General features: G+C 67.0%; 16 protein-coding genes. 8 read left to right on the top strand and 8 right to left on the bottom strand.

The window, feature by feature from the left end:
• The first annotated feature begins 7 nt into the window (after positions 1–7).
• On the top strand, positions 8–979 hold the full coding sequence (locus GWK50_RS18540; protein ID WP_162017826.1) for a hypothetical protein: 972 nt from the start codon (positions 8–10) through the stop codon (positions 977–979).
• Between the two features lie 2 nt (positions 980–981).
• Positions 982–1995, top strand: a complete 1014-nt coding sequence (locus tag GWK50_RS18535; RefSeq protein ID WP_162017825.1) for an alpha/beta hydrolase — start codon at positions 982–984, stop codon at positions 1993–1995.
• A gap of 93 nt (positions 1996–2088) precedes the next feature.
• Here GWK50_RS18535 and GWK50_RS18530 read toward each other — a convergent pair whose 3' ends face one another.
• The 3 genes from GWK50_RS18530 to GWK50_RS18520 form a co-directional block, all read right to left on the bottom strand.
• Positions 2089–2715, bottom strand: a complete 627-nt coding sequence (locus tag GWK50_RS18530) for a flavin reductase family protein (protein ID WP_162017824.1) — start codon at positions 2713–2715, stop codon at positions 2089–2091.
• An 89-nt stretch (positions 2716–2804) separates the two neighbouring features.
• Positions 2805–2951 carry a DUF3149 domain-containing protein gene (locus tag GWK50_RS18525; protein ID WP_162017823.1) on the bottom strand — a complete coding sequence of 49 codons (147 nt, stop codon included), beginning with the start codon at positions 2949–2951 and terminating at the stop codon, positions 2805–2807.
• A gap of 95 nt (positions 2952–3046) precedes the next feature.
• Entirely contained in the window at positions 3047–3958 is a 912-nt protein-coding gene (locus tag GWK50_RS18520) for a helix-turn-helix transcriptional regulator (protein WP_162017822.1), read from the bottom strand.
• A 65-nt stretch (positions 3959–4023) separates the two neighbouring features.
• On the opposite strand from GWK50_RS18520, the gene GWK50_RS18515 reads away from it, so the two are divergent.
• The 4 genes from GWK50_RS18515 (at position 4024) to wrbA (ending at position 7303) form a co-directional block, all read left to right on the top strand.
• On the top strand, positions 4024–5274 hold the full coding sequence (locus GWK50_RS18515) for an MFS transporter (RefSeq protein ID WP_162017821.1): 1251 nt from the start codon (positions 4024–4026) through the stop codon (positions 5272–5274).
• Between the two features lie 239 nt (positions 5275–5513).
• Positions 5514–5798, top strand: coding sequence for a DUF4148 domain-containing protein (locus GWK50_RS18510; protein WP_162017820.1), 285 nt, complete (start codon positions 5514–5516; stop codon positions 5796–5798).
• A 43-nt stretch (positions 5799–5841) separates the two neighbouring features.
• Positions 5842–6621: a gamma-glutamylcyclotransferase gene (locus tag GWK50_RS18505; RefSeq protein WP_162017819.1), complete on the top strand. Its 780-nt coding sequence runs from the start codon at positions 5842–5844 to the stop codon at positions 6619–6621.
• Between the two features lie 79 nt (positions 6622–6700).
• The gene (gene wrbA / locus GWK50_RS18500; RefSeq protein ID WP_162017818.1) at positions 6701–7303 is read left to right on the top strand and encodes an NAD(P)H:quinone oxidoreductase; all 603 of its coding nucleotides are present in this window, start codon (positions 6701–6703) and stop codon (positions 7301–7303) included.
• A 92-nt stretch (positions 7304–7395) separates the two neighbouring features.
• Here wrbA and GWK50_RS18495 read toward each other — a convergent pair whose 3' ends face one another.
• Both GWK50_RS18495 and GWK50_RS18490 read right to left on the bottom strand, forming a co-directional pair.
• Positions 7396–8814: an FAD-linked oxidase C-terminal domain-containing protein gene (locus GWK50_RS18495; protein WP_162017817.1), complete on the bottom strand. Its 1419-nt coding sequence runs from the start codon at positions 8812–8814 to the stop codon at positions 7396–7398.
• A gap of 95 nt (positions 8815–8909) precedes the next feature.
• Positions 8910–9296, bottom strand: coding sequence for an EF-hand domain-containing protein (locus tag GWK50_RS18490; RefSeq protein ID WP_162017816.1), 387 nt, complete (start codon positions 9294–9296; stop codon positions 8910–8912).
• A gap of 207 nt (positions 9297–9503) precedes the next feature.
• On the opposite strand from GWK50_RS18490, the gene GWK50_RS18485 reads away from it, so the two are divergent.
• On the top strand, positions 9504–10079 hold the full coding sequence (locus GWK50_RS18485; protein ID WP_162017815.1) for a cob(I)yrinic acid a,c-diamide adenosyltransferase: 576 nt from the start codon (positions 9504–9506) through the stop codon (positions 10077–10079).
• 218 nt (positions 10080–10297) lie between these two features.
• On the opposite strand, the gene GWK50_RS18480 is transcribed toward GWK50_RS18485, so the two are convergent.
• Positions 10298–10720: a hotdog fold thioesterase gene (locus GWK50_RS18480; RefSeq protein ID WP_162017814.1), complete on the bottom strand. Its 423-nt coding sequence runs from the start codon at positions 10718–10720 to the stop codon at positions 10298–10300.
• Positions 10721–10873: 153 nt separating this feature from the next.
• Between GWK50_RS18480 and GWK50_RS18475 the strand changes: the two genes are divergently transcribed.
• Positions 10874–12019 (top strand): ABC transporter substrate-binding protein, encoded by a 1146-nt coding sequence (locus tag GWK50_RS18475; RefSeq protein ID WP_197905036.1) that lies wholly within the window; start codon positions 10874–10876, stop codon positions 12017–12019.
• Positions 12020–12107: 88 nt separating this feature from the next.
• On the opposite strand, the gene GWK50_RS18470 is transcribed toward GWK50_RS18475, so the two are convergent.
• Both GWK50_RS18470 and GWK50_RS18465 read right to left on the bottom strand, forming a co-directional pair.
• Positions 12108–13397, bottom strand: a complete 1290-nt coding sequence (locus GWK50_RS18470; RefSeq protein ID WP_162017812.1) for a solute carrier family 23 protein — start codon at positions 13395–13397, stop codon at positions 12108–12110.
• 135 nt (positions 13398–13532) lie between these two features.
• On the bottom strand, positions 13533–17678 hold the full coding sequence (locus GWK50_RS18465) for a calcium-binding protein (protein ID WP_162017811.1): 4146 nt from the start codon (positions 17676–17678) through the stop codon (positions 13533–13535).
• Positions 17679–18253: the final 575 nt, after the last annotated feature.

Genomic DNA, 18253 nt, shown 5'->3' with positions numbered 1-18253 from the left:
CCACACCATGCAACGCAGAACCACCCTCACCGCGGCCCTGTCCGTGCTGGCTGCCACGGCCTTCACCTGGGGCCTGCCAGCGCACGCCCAGCAGGGTGGCGCGGCGCCCCGCATTGCCGTGACCGACCTGGCGTATTCGGAACGCGTGTCCGAGTATTTCATGGCGGGCCAGTACCAACGCAGCAGCCAGATGAGCGCGCAGGGCAGCCACAGCGGCGGCTACAGCCACGGCCCCTATGGTGGCTCGGGCTCGCACTCGGGCCAGCAGTCCATGCAGGCGTCCGAGCAGGCCAGCGGCACCTTCGTGGCCGGGCGCTACAGCTACATCGAGCAGCGCGAACTGCACGGCTACACCAACGACATCAAGGGTGCCCTGCTGCAGGGCACGTACTTCAAGCTGGTGCAGGGGCGTGGTTTTGACGGCGGTGCGCCCCAGCCCAGCAAGGCCGAGCAGGTGCTCAACCAGGTGCAGGGCGGCAAGATGGCCCAACCTGTGCGCCAGCCCGATGTGAAGGCCATCATCACGCGCATCCAGAAGGGTGAGTTCAAGGGCGCTGACTATGTGCTCTTTGGCGTGATCTCCAGCATCGACTTCACCGACGCACTCTCGCCGCTGCAGGGCACCACCAGCGCCACGCGCCAGTACGGCCTGCAGTTGCTGGCCGACTTCTCGCTCATCAACACCAAGACCTACGAGATCAAGGCCGCCTTCTCGGCCCAGGGCGCGGGCAACGACACCAAGATCCTCTCGGTGCGTGGCGACATCGCCCCGCCCAACCGCGCCAAGGTGATGAAGGAAACCTCGGTGAGCTTGGCACAGGACGTGTACCAGCAGCTCACCCAGCAACTGGGCTACACCGACGCCAACCTTTCGCGCGGCGTGCGCCCCGAGCCGCCGCCCATGCAGGGGGGGCAGCCCTATCCGCAGCCCCAGCCGGTGGCGCCGCAGCCGCAAGAGCAGGTCATCATCCTGCGTTGACCATGGCACTGGTGCGCCGGGGGCCTTCGCGGCACTGGCCCATTGCCCTGCAGGCCAGCCGTGTGCTGGCCTTTTTGCTGGGTGTGGGCCTGTTGTGCGCCTGCGGCCCGGCAACGCTGGGCAAGGCGGAGCATCCGTCGGCGCCGTCGCCGCAGGCGTCTGCCAGCGCTTTCATTCTGCGGCCTTTGCCGGGGCAGGGCGGTGTCACCCTGCAGGCGCTGGAGCGCCCCGCGCGGGCACCGCCGCTGCGCTACCGCGTGGTGGTGGTGCCCGGCTCGGGCTGTGCGGGCCTGGGGCCGTTTGCCGACCGCTACTTTGCCGGGCTGCTGCACGCCCAGGTGCTGGTGCTGCACAAGCCGGGTGTCCACCCCATGGACCGTACCGCCCCCAGCCAATGTCCGCCGGCCTTTGTGCAGACGGATGCGCATGCGGCCTGGCGTGCCCACGCACAGGCCGCCTTGCAGGCCTGGCACGCTGGCGTGGTGCAGGATACGCTGCCTACCGTGCTGGTGGGAGTGTCTGAAGGTGCAGAGTTGCTTCCCCACCTGGCCCCGCAGGTGCCGCGTCTGGCGGGGCTGGTATTGCTGGGGGCCAGTGGGCTGGACCCGCGCGAAGCGCTCACGCTGCAGGCGCAACGTCTGGGTGCGCAGGCCGCTTTGGAAGGGCTGGCGCAGGCCCAGGCCAGTGACGCACCCGATGCCAGCCTGCACCAGGGCCGCAGCTTGCGCTACTGGCGCGACCTCTGGCACTGGCCTGTGCAGGCGCCGCTGCTGGCCAACCCCTTGCCGCTGCTGCAGATTTGGGGCACCGAGGACGCCCTGGTACCTGCACAGGCCTACGAGCGTTTCGCACGCCAGGCCCAGGGCAGGGCGGCGCCCTACTGCGCACGGGCACTGCCTGGCGCCGACCACGGCCTGCAGGCGCCAGGCCGGGATGGTCTCCAGCAGGTGTGGGCCTGGCTGGAGCAGTGGGCCCGGGAGCCCGCTGCAGGCCTTTGCGCACCGTTGGGTCGCTAGAGCAGGTGGCCCGGCGAGGATTTGCAACGCCGCAGACGCTGCTTTTGCGGGGCAACCCTTCGGGCTCTTAGGGCAGAAGATCGCCCATGGCACCTACGCGGGGCGCGCCATGCGGAACAACTGCTCCGGCCCGATGGAAAAGTAGTCCGCCGGTCCCCCCGCACGCAGGATGTGGCCCGCACCGGCGGTGTCGTACACGCCGTCCTTGAGCAGATGCCGGGCGATGTGTACCTGCACCACCTCGCCGAGCACCAGCCAGGTGGGTACCGTCTGCCCATCCGCGCCTTCGAGTTGCAGGATCTGTGTGCGGCGACACTCGAAGCAGACAGGGCTTTCCTGCACGCGCGGTGGGTGCACGCTGAGGGATGGTCGGGGCGTGAGGCCCGTGAGGTCGAATTCGCTGACCTCGGGCGCGACGGCGGCGCAGCTCAGGTTCATGGCCTCCGCCAGATCCCGGGTGGCCAGATTCCAGACGAACTCGCCCGTTTCTTCGATATTGCGCAGCGTGTCCTTGCGTCCGATGCTGGCAAAGCCGACGATGGGTGGCACGTAGTTGAAGGCGTTGAAGAAGCTGTAGGGCGCCAGATTCAGTCGGCCCGCAGCGTCGCAGGTCGAGATCCAGCCAATGGGGCGCGGGCCCACGATGGCGTTGAACGGATCGTGCGGCAGGCCGTGTCCCTGGCGCGGGGCGTAGCTGTGGAAATCAAACTCTTGGGGCATGTCCGTCTCCTGCGGCAGTGCCGATGATGCCTGCAGCAGGAGCCGCGCGCCGATAGGGGGCGGGCGGCATCCTGGCCGGGCCCCGGGGGTCACTTCTTCTGGTCGGGGCCTGGAACCTCGTTCATCTTGCGTCGGACCACGACCACGAAACTCAGGATACCCGCGATCATCATGCCGATGCCAATGATGCTCATCAGTCCGTAGTCGGTCGAGAAAAGATCCGTCAGCGCTTTCATGGGGACTCCTTGGTCATAAACACACAAAATAATTGTGGTTATTCTGCTCGGCTGGCCCTCGGTTGCATTGATACAAGTCAACGCGGCACCCCGCGTCAGGCCGGCGGGCGCTGCTGACCCAGAAATCGCCCGGGCGGTTGCCCGAGGGCCCGGCGCACCATGGCGCTGAAGGCGCTGGGGCTGTAGCCCAGCTCGGCGGCGATCTGTCCCATGGGCCGGCGCCCGGCGGCCAGCGACACCGCCTTGGCCAGCACCACCTGCTGGCGCCACTGCGTGAAGGTGCTGCCCAGCTCCTGGCGGAACAGGCGCGCCACGGTGCGCGGGCTGGCGCCTGTGTCCCGGGCCCAGGCGGCCAGGGTTTCGTGGCGCGTGGGGTCGGCCAGCACGGCCTCGCAGAGGTGGCGCAGGCGCTTGTCGTGGGGCAGATCCACGCCCAGCTTCACGGCGTTGGCGCGGGCCAGCTCGTCGCGGATCAGGGCGCTCAGGTGGCGCTCGCGCAGCAGCTCGGCGGGCGTGAGCGGTGGGCTGTCGTCGGGCGCCGTGGGCATCTCGCGCACCAGGGCGCGCAGCAGCTCGGACACCTCCAGCACCCGGCACTGGCGCCAGGCGGCCTGCCCGGCGCGGTCGGCGCTGCCACCTCCCAGGGCGCCGGGGCCGCAGCGCCCGCGTGGCTGGTGGAAATACAGCGTGCGCAGGTCGGCTGATTCGACCATGGTCACCGCGTGCTCCACACCCGGTGGAATCCACAGCGCGCGCGAGGGCGGCACGATGTAGGTGCCGCGGTCCACCGTGAGGCGGATCACGCCCGTGGTCGAGATGGCCACCTGCGCCCAGGGGTGGCTGTGCGGCATCACCTGCGTGTCGGCGGCGAGCTGGCGCGCCTTGGCGCGCACGGGGCGCTCGCGGCTGGGCACGAACAGGTGGGGCGTGAGCGAGCCCACGTAGGACAGCGCCCGCCCCGGGCGCGGGGGCATGTCGCTGGTGGGGACATCGGGACGGTTTGGCATATTGGCGATAGAAATTGGCAGACTATCGTAAACGCGCCGCATGTCTTCTGCCTAAGATGCCTGCCATGACCACGACCACCGCGGGCACGAACGCCCCCACCCCCCTGCGCAAGGACGCGCGCACCATCGGCCTCATCGGCCTGGCGCACGGCACCTCGCATTTCTTCCACATGCTGCTGCCGCCGCTGTTCCCCTGGCTGATCCAGGAGTTCCACCTGAGCTATTCCGAGTTGGGGCTGCTGGTGTCGGTGTTCTTCGTCATCTCCGGCGTGGGGCAGGCGCTCGCGGGCTTTGTGGTGGACCGCGTGGGTGCGCGCCCGGTGCTGTTCCTCGCGCTGTGCTGCTTCACGCTGGCGGCGCTGGCGGCCGGGTTCGCGCAGGGCTACACCGGGCTCATGCTCGCGGCGGCACTGGCCGGGCTGGGCAACGCGCCCTTTCACCCGGTGGACTTCACCATCCTGAACAAGCGCGTCTCGCCCCAGCGGCTGGGGCATGGCTTCTCGGTGCATGGCATCAGCGGCAACCTGGGCTGGGCGGCGGCGCCGGTGTTCCTGGCGGGCATTGCCACGGCCACCGGGTCGTGGCGCACGGCGGCACTGGCGGCGGCCGTGCTCGCGGGCAGCGTGCTGGCGCTGCTGCTGTGGCAGCGCGACGCCATCGACGACCGCCAGGGCGCCTGGGCGCACCAGGCCCAGGGCGGCGCTGGCGCCCCGGCCGAGCACCCCATGGCCTTCCTGCGCCTGCCCTCGGTGTGGCTGTGCTTCTCGTTCTTCTTCTGGAGCACCTGCGCCCTGAGTGCCATCCAGAGCTTTGCCAGCCCGGCGCTGCAGCAGATGTACGGCCTGCCGCTCAGCGCCACGGCCTTGGTCGTTACGGGCTACATGCTGTGCGGCGCGGCGGGCATGGTGGTGGGCGGCTTCCTGGTGGGCCGCGTGCAGCGGCTGGAGAAGATCATCGGTATCTGCCTCATGGCGTCGGCGGTGCTGCTGGTGCTGGTGGGCAGCGGTGCCTTGCCCAGCATGGTTGCCCTGGCCCTGGCGTCGTTGGCGGGCCTGGGCACGGGCCTGGCCGGTCCGTCGCGCGACATGCTCATCAAGCGCGCCGCACCACCCGGCGCCACGGGCAGGGTGTATGGCACGGTGTACTCAGGGCTGGACCTGGGCTTTGCACTGGCGGCACCGGTGTTCGGGGCGATGCTCGACCGGGGGCTGACGGGTGGCATCTTTCATGGCGCGGCGCTCACGCTGGCGCTGGGCGTGGTGTCGGCGGCGCTGGTGGGGGGCGGGCTGGCGCGGCGCCAGGCGCAGGCTGCCTGACGGCAAATTCTGGCCAGGGCGCGGGGCTTCAGCTTGTCTTCCGCAGGCCTGGGAAAGGTGGCACGGCAACGCGTGGCATTCTTGTATTGTGATTATTTTTGGAACAGTGAGTGCTTCAATAGCCTATTTATCTATCATTGGATGCAATTTACAGTTGAGTCCATGGTGAAGACGACACAACCCACCGCCTCCACCACCGTTGATTGATTTCACTCCCCTCACTCTTCAAGGAAACCACCATGAACTCCACCGTCCGCATCCTCTCCGTCGCCGCCGCCGCTGCTTTCACCGCCCTGGGCGCCCAGGCCAGCGAACTGTATGGCGCTGATTTCGAAGCCCGCGTCCAGTCCACCCGCAGCCGTGCCGAAGTGCAGGCCGAAGCGGCCCAGGCGGTCACGCAGTTCAAGAACTTCGCTGCCGTCGAATCGAACGCGGCACCGTCCATCGTGGAGCGCGCCAGCGTCCAGGCCCAGGCCGTACAGGCGGCACGCCTGCGCCAGATCGCCATTGGCGACCGCAGCTGATCGTCAGTCGCACATCCCGCGTCGCCATTCGCCATAGAGCCCCATGACCCCGCAAGCCTTCATGCACCTGCCAGAGCTGGAGGGGCGCATCACGCCGCCCGAGGCTTCGGGGTTGCGCCTGACCGATGAGGTGCTGGCTGCCTGGGATGCGCAGGCGCGTGCGCAGGGCTTGCCCGATGACTGGCGTCTGCCCGATGCAGACGTCGAGCGCTCGCGCCAGGCCGTACTGGCCGACATCGGCGGCGAAGACCTCTGGGTCTTTGGCTACGGCTCGCTGATGTGGAACCCCGGCATCCACTTCCAGGAAGTGCGCCGGGCAAGTCTCGACGGCTTTGCGCGCCGCTTTGCCTTGGCCACCACGATTGGGCGTGGCACGACCAATTGCCCCGGCCTGGTGCTGACGCTGCTGCCTTGTGCGGGCGTATGCCATGGCCTGGCGTTCCGTATCCACCACACGTTGGTGGAGGCGGAGTCGCGCCTGCTGTGGCGGCGCGAGATGATCCGCGGCGGCTACTGCCCGGCCCTGTTGCCGCTGGACACGCCGCAGGGCCGCATCGAGGCGCTGGTGCTCACGGCCAACTCCGCCCACCCGCAGTACCGTGGCGAGCTTTCGCTGGAAGACACGGCGGCCATCATTGCCAGCGCCTGCGGCAGCATCGGCAGCAACCGCGCCTACCTCGACCAGCTGGACGAGCAACTCGACCTGCTGGGCATCGAGGACGACCATGTGCGCGCGCTCTCGGCGATGGTCCGGCGCGAGGCCGCGAAAGCCCTGCACGAAACCGGCAATCGGAATACGATGGCCGAGGTCTGCGCACCGTAGATCGGCGGGCCCCGGAAGAACGTCCCTCCCGCCAGCGTGCCTGCCGTTCTGCAGGCGTTCACCTCATGGAGGCTCGCATATGTCCAAAGTCCTCGTTCTGTATTACTCGACCTACGGCCATCTGGAGACCATGGCGCAGGCGGTGGCCGAAGGCGCGCGCTCCACGGGCGCCTCGGTGGATGTCAAGCGCGTGCCTGAGACGGTGCCGCACGACATTGCCAAGAATGCCCATTTCAAGCTCGACCAGGCCGCGCCCGTGGCCACCGTGGCCGAGCTGGAGCACTACGACGCCATCATCGTCGGCGCCCCCACCCGCTTTGGCCGCATGCCCTCGCAGATGGCCAGCTTTCTCGACCAGGCCGGCGGCCTGTGGGCGCGCGGTGCGCTCAATGGCAAGGTGGGCGCGGCCTTCACCTCCACGGCCACGCAGCACGGCGGCCAGGAAGTGACGCTGTTTTCCATCATTACCAACCTGATGCACTTCGGCATGGTCATCGTGGGCCTGCCCTACAGTTTCCAGGGTCAGATGACGCTCGACGAAGTGGTCGGCGGCAGCCCCTACGGCGCCACCACCATCGCCGGCGGACAGGGCCAGCGACAGCCCAGCGCCATCGAGCTCGACGGCGCCCGCTACCAGGGCCGTCTGGTGGCGGAGACGGCGAACAAGCTGTTTGGCAGCTGATGGATCGCCCAGCCGAATTTTTGCAAAATTCGGCTGGAGCTCAATAGCAACGGGCGTCTGATGCTATCAAGTAAATAGCGCATGGGCAGAGGTCAGAGCACGAAGATCTTGCCCGGATTGAGGATGTTCTTCGGGTCCAGCGCCTGCTTGATGGCGCGCATCATGTCCACCGCGCCATCGCCAGCTTCCTCCCGCAAAAAGCCCATCTTGTGGATGCCCACGCCGTGCTCACCGGTGCAGGTGCCGCCCAGGCGCAGCGCGCGTGCGACGAGCTGGTGGTTGAGCTGCTCGGCCTGGGCGCGTTCCTCCGAACTGGCCGGGTCGATCAGGTAGCCCATGTGGAAGTTGCCGTCGCCCACGTGGCCGACCATGAAGTAGGGGATGCCGCTGGCCTCGGCTTCCTGCACGCTGTCGAGCACGGCGGTGGCCAGCTGCGAGATCGGTACGCAGGCGTCGGTGGTGATGGCGGTGCAGCCCGGGCGTGTCTGCAGGCCCGCGAAATAGGCCATGTGGCGCGCGCTCCACAGGCGCGTGCGCTCTTCGGGCGTGCTGGCCCATTCAAAGGCATTGCCGCCGTGCTCGGCCGCGAGGTCCTGCACGGTCTCGGCCTGCTCTTTCACGCTGGCGGGCGAGCCGTGGAACTCCATGAGAAGCATGGGCTCTTCGCGCAGGCTGAGCTTGGAATGTGCGTTCACGGCGCGCACGGTGTTGGCGTCGATCAGCTCCACGCGCGCGATCGGCACGCCGAGCTGAATGATCTGGATGGTGCAGCGCACCGCGTCGCCCACCGAGGGGAAGGAGCACACGGCTGCCGAGATCGCCTCGGGCAGCGGGTAGAGCCGGATGGTCAGCTCGGTCATGATGCCCAGCGTGCCCTCGCTGCCCACCATCAGGCGCGTGAGGTCGTAGCCCGCGCTGCTCTTCTTGGCGCGCGTGCCGGTGCGGATGGCGTCTCCGCTGGCGGTGACCACCTCCAGCGCGAGCACGTTCTCGCGCATCGTGCCGTAGCGCACGGCGTTGGTGCCGCTGGCGCGTGTGGCGGCCATGCCGCCAATGCTGGCGTCGGCGCCGGGGTCGATGGGAAAGAACAGGCCGGTGTCCTTGATGCTGTCGTTGAGCTGCTTGCGAGTGATGCCGGGCTGCACCGTCACCGTCAGGTCCTCGGCGTTCACGCTCAGCACCCGGTTCATGCGGTTCACGTCGATGCTGATGCCGCCCTGCACGGCCAGCAGGTGGCCTTCGAGCGAGGAGCCGGCGGCGTACGGAATGACCGGCACGTTGTGCTGCGCGGCCAGGCGCACAGCGTCCTGCACGTCCCGCGTACTCTCGGCAAAGACCACGGCGGCAGGCGGTGGGGCCTGGATGGAGCCCTCGTCGCGCCCATGCTGCTCGCGCACGGCCAGGGCGCAGGAATACTGTGCACCAAAGCGCTGCGCCAGCGCATCGAGCAAGGCCTGGGGCGCAGGGCGCTCGGTGACGTGGGCTTGCAAAGGGGGGGCGCTGGCGTGCATGGGTGGGTCTCCGAAAAAAGGCCGTTCCAGAATACCACCGCCCCCCTGGCCGGACCACCGGCCGTCATGCCTTTGTCAGGCTGTGCCCAGGGGCATCAGGAGCGAGCGCCCGCCTCGAACTCCGGGCGTGAGAGGAAGCCGTCGCGGTTGCTGTCGAGCTGCTCGAAGCGGTTGCCGATGGCAGGCAGCTGCTGCGCTTCCTGGGGGCTGAGCTTGCCATCGGCGTTGGCGTCCGCCCGGTCAAACGCGGCACTGGCGGCGGAGGATTGCGCAGTCTCCGCTCCCGCGCCCGGTACGGGCTTCGGGGCGTTGCCCGCGCTTTGGTTGAGGGTGATGGAGGGCTTGGGGGCAGGTGCCGTCTGTGCGTACAGTGCCGGGGAGCCGCCCAGGGTCAGGGCGGTCAGCAGCATCACACTGCGCAGGTCAAAGGCGTGCAGCGTGCGCTGTGCCGACACGGGGGCATGGGGGCGTCGTTGGGTCATGGAGTGCATGGAGGTCATCCTTTGCAAAAGTGGAACAGGCCTTCATTGCACTGCAACAAGGCGCAGCGATCCAGCACTTTTGCCTGCTGTTGCCTGCACCAACATTTGGGTGCGCCGCGTAAAAAAGCGTGTGGGCTGCGACGCAGACAGGGGTATTGCCGCTGGCGCACAATCCGGGGCCAGGCAAATCCAGACACCACAGACACCATGGGCAAACGACTCACACAGATCGCCACGCGTACCGGCGACGACGGCAGCACCGGCCTGGGCGACAACACGCGCGTGCCCAAATTCCACCCGCGCATCGCGGCCATGGGTGATGTGGACGAGCTCAACTCACACATCGGTCTGCTGCTGTGCGAACCCTTGCCCGGCGGCGTGCGCGAGCTGCTCATCGACGTGCAGCACCAGCTGTTCAACCTGGGGGGCGAGCTGTCGATTCCGGGGTTTGCGCTGCTGCAGGAATCGGCGGTGCTGCAGCTGGACGAAGCCCTGCAGGAACACAACGCCCAGCTGCCGCGCCTGCAGGAGTTCATCCTGCCCGCTGGCACACGCGCTGCCGCGCAGGCCCATGTTTGCCGCACCGTGGCGCGCCGCGCCGAACGCGCCGTGGTGGCCCTGGGCGCGCAGGAGGCCGTGCGCGAGGCGCCGCGCCACTACCTCAACCGCCTGTCGGACCTGATGTTCGTGCTCGCGCGCGTGCTCAACCGCATGGACGGCGGCGACGACGTGTACTGGAAGAGCGAGCGCCTGGCGCGCAGCGCAGACACCGACAGCGAATAATGCTATAAAAACAATAGCTATCAGCGCTTGACGGGCGGGCGCTAGAGCCTAATTCCGTCAAAACCCGCGCGCCATCCCCGAAGCAGGGCATGCTCCCCCCCACCCACTAGAACCACCGCGCAAGGGCCGCCCCGCCGCGCTGGTGGCGTCCCCCCTTCCCGACCCGCGCAGCGGGGCGAGAGAAGGGGAAGGCGCGCAGCGCCACAGGGGGTTGCCTCTTATTTTGGCGCCAGGATCGCCATGGTGATGCGCGAGACACAGGTCAGCTCGCCCGCATCGTTGACCATGTCGATCTGCCACACCTGCGTGGTGCGCCCGATGTGCACGGCGCGCGCCGTGCCCGTTACCCAGCCGCTGCTGGCAGCGCGGATGTGGTTGGCGTTGATGTCCAGCCCCACGCCGCGGTGGCCCTCGGGGCAGGCGTAGAAGGCACCGATCGAGCCCAGCGTCTCGGCGAGCACCACGCTCACCCCACCGTGCAGGATGCCGAACGGCTGGCGTGTGCGCTCGTCCACGGGCACACGCCCGCGCAGGAAGTCGTCGCCGACTTCGGTGATTTCGATGCCCAGGTGGGTGGCCGCTGTGCGGTCATTGGTCTGGTTGAGCAGTTCCAGGGAGATGGGTTTTTTCCAGATTGGCATGGGTTATGGAGAGCGGCCTCTACCGCTGTCATGCAAATGTCATCAGAATCCAGGGTTTACCCGAATGTCGGGCGCCGCCCCGGCCCTTGGCCGCAGCGCAGGCGTGCCGACCCGGGCCACCCCACACCCCCCTTTATATCCGGAGCCTATTCCGTGCAACGTCGCCAGTTTGTCTCTTACGCCGCCACTGCCCTTGCGGCCCCCGCCTTTGTGCGCAATGCCCTTGCCCAGGAGGGCGGCATCAGTGGCAAGTCGCTCACCATCGGCTGCTCGGCCGCCCTCAGCGGCCCGCTGGCCGGTTTTGGCACCGACCTGCGCCAGGGCGCCGAGGCGGCCATCGCCCAGATCAACGCACGCGGCGGCGTGAACGGCCGCGCCCTGCAACTGCACATGGTGGACGACGGCTATGTGCCCCAGCGCACCATCGACAACGTCAAACAGATGATCGGCCAGGGCTCGGCCTTTGCGCTGCTGTCGTGCGTGGGCACGCCCAACAACACCGCCATCCTGCCCGTGGTGGAAGAAGCGGGCATGCCCTATGTGGCGCCGCTCACCGGCGCCTCCTCGCTGCGCAAGAATGCCCGCAACGTCTTCCACGTGCGCGCCAGCTACACCGATGAAGTGCAGCGCCTGGTGCAACGCCTGGTGGGCATGGGCGTCAAGGACATCGGCGTGGTCTTTCTGGACAACCCCTACGGCCGCGAGCTGCTGGAGGATGCCAACCGCGCGCTGGCCGCAGCCAGGGGCAAGGCCACGGTGCAGGCCGCGCTGTCCACCGACGGCAAGAACCTGGACGCCGTCCTGGGCCAGGTGGGCAACGCCCGCCCGGCCGCTGTGCTGCTGGCCACGGCCGGCTCGGCCACCGTACCGCTGGTGCGCGGCCTGAAAAAGACCCTGCCCGGTGTGCTGATGGCGGGCGTCAGCGCCACTCTGACCAGCGAAGGTTTCCGCCAGCTGGGCGACGCCGGTGGCGGCCTGGCCGTCACCATGGTCATGCCCGACCCGAACAAGGGCAAGACGGCCGTGGTGCGCGACTACCAGGCGGCCATGAAGGCGCGCGGCCAGAACGATTTCAACCTGGGCAGCCTGGAGGGCTACGTCAACATGCGCGTGCTCGCCGAAGGCCTGGAGCGTGCTGGCAACGACCCCACGCGCGCCAAGTTGCGCAGCGCCCTGGCAGGCATCCGCAACTGGGACATGGGCGGCTTTGTGGTGGACTACAGCGGCCAGGCGCCGTACGTAGGCTCGCGCTACATCGACCTGGGCGTTCTGGGGCCGGCGGGCAGGTTCCTGGCCTGAACGGCGTCACCAGAGCCAAACCAACAAAAAAGCGGCCACGGCCGCTTTTTTGTTGCCCGTGGGCGGGCTGGTCGGTGTTCGCAATGCCTCAGGCCTTGTCCCGGTTCAACAGCGCGTACAGCACGATCGCGCCAAACGTGGCGGTGCCGATGCCGCCCAGCGCAAAGTCGCCGAACTTCAGCGTGAAGTCGCCCGTGCCCAGGATGAGCGTGATGGCGGCCACGATGAGGTTCTTGTTCTGCGAGAAGTCCACCTTGTTGTCCACCCAGATCTTGGCGCCGGCCACGGCAATCAGGCCGAAGACCACGATGGACACGCCGCCCATCACCGGTAGCGGGATGGTCTGGATCACGGCGCCGAATTTGGGCGAGAAGCCCAGCAGCACCGCGATCAGCGCTGCCGTCAGGAACACGGCGGTGGAGTAGATCTTGGTCGCGGCCATCACGCCGATGTTCTCGGCGTAGGTGGTCACCCCGGTGCCGCCTGCGCCGCCGCTGACCATGGTGGCGATGCCGTCGCCGATGAAGGCGCGGCCCATGTACTGGTCCAGGTTCTGGCCGGTCATGGCCGTCACGGCCTTGATGTGGCCCAGGTTCTCAGCCACCAAAATGATGGCCACCGGGGCGATCAAGAGCATGGCCGGGCCGCTGAACACGGGCGCGGCGAAGCCGGGCATGCCGAACCAGGGTGCGTTGGCCAGGGCCGTCAGGTCCAGGGGCTTGCCCAGGCCCATGCCGTTGGTGAGCAGGGCGTAAATCAGGCTGGCCACGATCAGGCCCACCAGAATCAAGAGGCGCTGCACCATGCCGCGCGTGAGCACGGCCACCAGGCCGACGCAGACAAAGGTCACGGCCTGCATCCAGCTGTCGAAGTTGCTGGCCGCCATGTTCTTGATGGGAATGCCGGCCAGGTTCAGGCCGATCACGGCCACCACCGAGCCCGTGACCACGGGTGGCATGAAGCGCTCGATCCAGCCCGTGCCCACCATCTGCACGATGGCGCCGATCACGGTATAGACCAGGCCGCAGGCGATGATGCCGCCCAGCGCCACGCCGATGTTGGCATTCGGCCCCTTGCCCGCGTAGGCCGTGGCAGCGATCACCACGCCGATGAAGGCGAAGCTCGAACCCAGGTAACTGGGCACCTTGCCGCCGGTGATGAGGAAGAAGATCAGCGTGCCGATGCCGCTCATCAAAATGGCCAGGTTCGGGTCAAAGCCCATCAGGATGGGCGCCAGCACCGTGGCGCCGAACATCGCAATCACGTGCTGCACACCCATCACCGCCGTCTGCGGCCAGGGCAGCCGCTCATGCGGCCCGATCACCCCGCCCTGCGCCAGCACGTCGGCGCTCTTTTCCTGCCAGTCGAACATTCCCATGGGCTGTCCCTCCATCTGTGTATCAAAGTGAAAAGTGGCCGCATCCTACGCCAAACTGACGGCTTGCACAGGCCCAGCGTCAGAGGGCCGGACATGCTCCCAACCAGAGCATGCCCGGCCCTCAGTGCCCCAAGCTCAGCGCCAGTTCGCAACCAGCACCGGATTGAGCGCCGTCTGGTAGTCCGCCGCCAGCGTGCTCTGCCCCGCAGGAGGCGGCGCAAACGCTGCCATGGCCTGCACCAGGTTGTTCACCTGGCTGTCCAGCAGCACCTTGCCATCGGCCGTCTTGAACTGCTCCACATGGTGCGCATCTGCGCTGTACCACTGGCTGATGGTGCAGCTGTCGCCGCTGCCGATGATGCTCACCTCCAGGTTGGAGCCCACGCGCCGGAACCACAGCTGGTCTGCTGCCACGCCTGCTGCAAACTGCAGCATGTCGGTATTGCCTGCAGTGTTGTCGTTTTCGGTGATGCGATCCTGCCCGTCACCACGCCCAAACAGGTAGGTGTCGTTGCCCAGGCCCCCTTGCAGCGTGTCATTGCCCGCGCCGCCGTCCAGCACGTCATCGCCCGCATCGCCGTACAGGGCATCTCCGTCTGCACCGCCATAGAGCTTGTCGGCACCGTCGCCTGCGCGCAGGGTGTCCTGCCCGTCTTCGCCATGCAACTCGTCATCACCGTCCAGGCCCTGCAAGGTGTCGTTGCCGACCCCCGCGTAGATGGTGTCTGCCCCATCAGTGCCCTTGAGCACCTCGCTGGCATCGGTGCCGGTGCTGGCGCGGGCCGTCAGGCTGGCCAGATCCCACACGGTGCCGTCGGCAAACTGCACCTGCTGCAGAGGGTTGCTGTCGTTGGCGGGGTTGTTGCTGCTGAAGAAGCCTTCTGCCCGCAGGCTATCGCCCGTGCCCGCAATGGTCAGCAGCAGCGCAGTGCCATCACGGCTGACCTGCACGTCGGCAGCGGCCACGCCGTCTTTGAAGCGCAGGGTGTTGAGCTTGCCCGCTGTGGCGTCTTTCTGGGCCTTGAGGGCGTCCTGCCCGTCACCACGCCCAAACAGGTAGGTATCGTTGCCCAGACCGCCTTGCAGCGTGTCATTGCCCGCGCCGCCGTCCAGCACGTCATCGCCCGCATCGCCGTACAGGGCATCTCCGTCTGCACCGCCAAAGAGCTTGTCGGCACCGTCGCCTGCGCGCAGGGTGTCCTGCCCGTCTTCGCCGTGCAGTTCGTCATCACCGTCCAGGCCCTGCAAGGTGTCGTTGCCGGCCCCCGCGTAGATGGTGTCTGCCCCATCAGTGCCCTTGAGCACCTCGCTGGCATCGGTGCCGGTGCTGGCGCGGGCCGTCAGGCTGGCCAGGTCCCACACGGTGCCGTCGGCAAACTGCACCTGCTGCAGAGGGTTGCTGTCGTTGGCGGGGTTGTTGCTGCTGAAGAAGCCTTCTGCCCACAGGCTATCGCCCGTGCCCGCAATGGTCAGCAGCAGCGCAGTGCCATCACGGCTGACCTGCACGTCGGCAGCGGCCACGCCGTCTTTGAAGCGCAGGGTGTTGAGCTTGCCCGCTGTGGCGTCTTTCTGGGCCTTGAGGGCGTCCTGCCCGTCACCACGCCCAAACAGGTAGGTATCGTTGCCCAGACCGCCTTGCAGCGTGTCATTGCCCGCGCCGCCGTCCAGCACGTCATCGCCCGCATCGCCGTACAGGGCATCTCCGTCTGCACCGCCATAGAGCTTGTCGGCACCGTCGCCTGCGCGCAGGGTGTCCTGCCCGTCTTCGCCGTGCAGTTCGTCATCACCTTCTAGGCCTTTGAGGGTGTCGTTGCCAGCATCGCCCCGCATGGTGTCGGCCCCGGCGCTGCCTTTGAGGGTGTCGTCGCCCGGGGTGCCCACGATGGTGTGGGGGTTCGGTGGTGGTGCATCGCCAATGGCCAGCTCAAAGTCGCTGCTGGCGCTCAGCCCCCCGGTATCGGTGGCCGTGATGCGCAGCTGCAGCGTACCGGCTGCGCTGGCGTCGGGTGTGCCGCGCAGGGTGCGCGTAGCGGCATCGAACACCAGCCAGGAGGGCAAGGCCGCGCCCGAAACGAGGCTGGCGCTGTAGCTCAGCTTGTCGTTGGCATCGGGATCGCTGAAGGTGGCCTCGGGGATGGACAGCACCAGGGGCACCAACTCCGTGGCGCTGGCGCTTGGCAATGGTTTGGCCACGCTGGGCGCGCTGTTGGCGGGCGGGGGTGGGGTGTCGGGTTTGCTGGCATCGGCAATCGCCTTGGCAAACTCTGCCAGGGTGTGGCTGCGCCCGCCCCACTGCACCTTGAAGCTGCCGTTCAGTTGAACGCTGTCGTCCTTGGTGTAGCGCAGCAGCCAGGCGCTGTCGCTGCCGGTCAGTTGCATGTCCTTGAGCGCGCCGCCCGTGAGCTGCACGGTGTTGTTGCCCTCGCTGTCGGTGGCCGTGCTCACTACGCCTGCGTCGTCACCGGCTTCAAACAGGTAGGTGTCGTCGCCTGCGCCGCCTTGCAGCTGGTCTTTGCCGCGTCCGCCATGCAGCAGGTCTGCGCCAGCGCCGCTGTCCAGGGTGTCATCCCCGTCGGCGCCCCACAGCTGGTCGTCGTCCTCGCCGCCCAGCAGGCGGTCGGCTCCGGCGCCGCCATCCAGGGTGTCCGCGCCTGCGTTGCCCGAGAGCTCGTCGTCTCCAGCGTCGCCCAGCAAAAAGTCGTTGCCCGCTTCGCCGTAGAGCTTGTCATCGCCCTGGCCGCCGTCCAGCACGTCTTCCTTGGCGCCGCCATACATCTTGTCGTTGCCTGCGTCGCCATACATCAGATCCTGGCCCGAGTCAATCTCTGCCATGCCCAGGTCATCGCCGTACATGGTGTCGTCACCCTCGCCGCCAAACAGGGTGTCGTTCCCAGTCTGCCCAGCCATCCAGTCAGCGCCGTCACCGCCAAACAGGCGGTCATCGCCACCGTCTGCAGCCACGCGCTTGTCGGTGATCAGGCCCACGGGGGCCTTGAGCTCGTAGTCGTTCTGCGCGGTGGGCGTCCAGGTCCAGTTGAAGGCCTGGCCATTGGCCACCGTGACCGGGTGCAAGCCGTAGTTGCCTGCCGACACCTTCACCATGTCTTGCCTGGCATCGTCCCAGATGAAGGACTGGGTAATGCTTTCCGCATAGTCCAGCGCGATACTTTTAGAGAACGGCGTGTAATGTCCGTCCCCCAGAATCAGGTCGTCGCCCGCGCCGCCCTTGGCGATGTCTTGTCCGGCACCGCCAAACAGCACGTCGCCTTTTTTGGAACCGTTGAGGGTGTCGTTGCCCAGTTCGCCACTGACCCAGTCGCCGTACTCGCCGCTGTCGGCACCGGCCGCTTCGTTGGCGCTGTCGATGTATTCACCCCAGAGCTGATCGTCCCCCCCGCCGCCCATGAGCACGTCGCGGTGTTCCCCGCCAAAGGCGATGTCGTTGTCCTTGAACGTGGGGCCGCTGGCGTTCTGGCCAGTGCGAATGAAGTCTTTGCCATCGCCCCCCACCACCATGTCGTCGCCCGCAAAGGCCATGACGTAGTTGCTCAAACCCCCGCCAGTGGTGATCACGTCGTCAAAGGCGCTGCCGTTGAAGCTGTCGCTCTTGGTGCCCCCGCCAAAGGTCACGCCCTTGGGTGCTGCTGCGCCGTCCATGGCCAGGTAGGCGACGCTGTTGGGGTACACCACAGCGGGCACGCGTTCGGGCTCTTGCGTGGGCGCGCCGATGGACAGGCCGTAGTCACCGTCCTTCCAGTTCTTGAGGTCGGCCACGGCGCTGTATTGCCCTGTGCCTGCGTTCTTGGCCGACAGGCGCCACACGCCGCCCTCGGCCTTGCGCAGCTGGTAGCTCTTGTCTGCGCTGTAGTAAATGTCCCCGCCCATGCCCGCCACTTGGGCAAAGGCGCCAGAGACGGTCTTGCCGTCGACCTGGAGGGTGTTGCTGCCGCTGTCAACAAGGGTGTCTATGCCTGTGAGGCCCGTTTGCAGCACGTAAGTGTCGGCATCGGCCCCGCCTTCGAGGTAGTCTGCGCCGTCTTTGCCTTCCAGGGTGTCGGCGCCGGAGCCGCCGTAGAGGTGGTCTTGCAGTTTCTTGCCGGTCAGAACATTGGACTTGCCATCGCCAAAGACCGTTTTGCGCTTTTCTACTACGTTGTCGGGCAGACCAATGTCGATCTTCTTGCCGCTGGCAAGGTCTTCGTAGTGCATGCCTGTAGCGCCGGGGATGCTCGATGGGATTTTGACGTCTTGTGCATTCGCTTGCATCACATTGGCGAGCATGGCGGTGCGGTCGGCGATCCATTGATCGGTGATTTGGCCGGTTCCAGCAACTGGGTTGTATAGATCAAGCTCCCCTTTTGTGTTGCGTGCACTGTAATCAGCCCCAACAACTGCAAAGGGGTGGAGGTTTGCAAGGGCATAGCGATAGGCAAGCCCGTCCGCGTCAGCCCTCTGCGCCTGAGTGCCTGCAGACGAAAGTTCAATCAGTTTGATGCCGAGTGTTTGGGGGGTCTTGTCGCGCCAGTCCGACAGCGCTTTGACATTGTCAAAAATCTGCGCCCTGGAAGCATTGGAATCTGCCAAAGGGATGCCAAGTGTCTTACCCAAAAAATCCAAGGCGGTGCCAAAGCCTCTTCTGTCGTCATTGTCAGCGGCATCAAGCAGAGCATCCATGGTTTCTGGGCTGAGCGCCGCATCCATTCTCCGGAATGCCACATGCGCTGCATTGCGCCGCGCAAAATCAACCATGGTGTAGTCCAGTGCGCCATCCACGGCTTTGAAAGCCCAGTAGGCTGGAGCAAACGGTGAGATTGTTGCCACTGCCCCCGCACCGAAGCGTTCGAGTGAGTTGACCA

This window comes from Acidovorax sp. 210-6 (genome assembly GCF_010020825.1).
GTDB classification, from domain to species: Bacteria; Pseudomonadota; Gammaproteobacteria; order Burkholderiales; family Burkholderiaceae_C; genus Simplicispira; species Simplicispira sedimenti.
Note: the sequence above shows the minus strand (reverse complement) of the source record. Positions and strands in the feature narration are given on the sequence as shown.

Bases quoted from the DNA above. Each gene is read 5' to 3' on its own strand.
- GWK50_RS18515 (WP_162017821.1), top strand. From the start codon at position 4,024: ATGACCACGACCACCGCGGGCACGAACGCCCCCACCCCCCTGCGCAAG.
- GWK50_RS18520 (WP_162017822.1), bottom strand. From the start codon at position 3,958: ATGCCAAACCGTCCCGATGTCCCCACCAGCGACATGCCCCCGCGCCCG.
- GWK50_RS18535 (WP_162017825.1), top strand. From the start codon at position 982: ATGGCACTGGTGCGCCGGGGGCCTTCGCGGCACTGGCCCATTGCCCTG.
- GWK50_RS18530 (WP_162017824.1), bottom strand. From the start codon at position 2,715: ATGCCCCAAGAGTTTGATTTCCACAGCTACGCCCCGCGCCAGGGACAC.
- GWK50_RS18480 (WP_162017814.1), bottom strand. From the start codon at position 10,720: ATGCCAATCTGGAAAAAACCCATCTCCCTGGAACTGCTCAACCAGACC.
- GWK50_RS18495 (WP_162017817.1), bottom strand. From the start codon at position 8,814: ATGCACGCCAGCGCCCCCCCTTTGCAAGCCCACGTCACCGAGCGCCCT.
- GWK50_RS18470 (WP_162017812.1), bottom strand. From the start codon at position 13,397: ATGGGAATGTTCGACTGGCAGGAAAAGAGCGCCGACGTGCTGGCGCAG.
- GWK50_RS18490 (WP_162017816.1), bottom strand. From the start codon at position 9,296: ATGACCCAACGACGCCCCCATGCCCCCGTGTCGGCACAGCGCACGCTG.
- GWK50_RS18485 (WP_162017815.1), top strand. From the start codon at position 9,504: ATGGGCAAACGACTCACACAGATCGCCACGCGTACCGGCGACGACGGC.
- GWK50_RS18505 (WP_162017819.1), top strand. From the start codon at position 5,842: ATGACCCCGCAAGCCTTCATGCACCTGCCAGAGCTGGAGGGGCGCATC.
- GWK50_RS18465 (WP_162017811.1), bottom strand. From the start codon at position 17,678: ATGCTCGCCAATGTGATGCAAGCGAATGCACAAGACGTCAAAATCCCA.
- GWK50_RS18525 (WP_162017823.1), bottom strand. From the start codon at position 2,951: ATGAAAGCGCTGACGGATCTTTTCTCGACCGACTACGGACTGATGAGC.
- wrbA (WP_162017818.1), top strand. From the start codon at position 6,701: ATGTCCAAAGTCCTCGTTCTGTATTACTCGACCTACGGCCATCTGGAG.
- GWK50_RS18510 (WP_162017820.1), top strand. From the start codon at position 5,514: ATGAACTCCACCGTCCGCATCCTCTCCGTCGCCGCCGCCGCTGCTTTC.
- GWK50_RS18540 (WP_162017826.1), top strand. From the start codon at position 8: ATGCAACGCAGAACCACCCTCACCGCGGCCCTGTCCGTGCTGGCTGCC.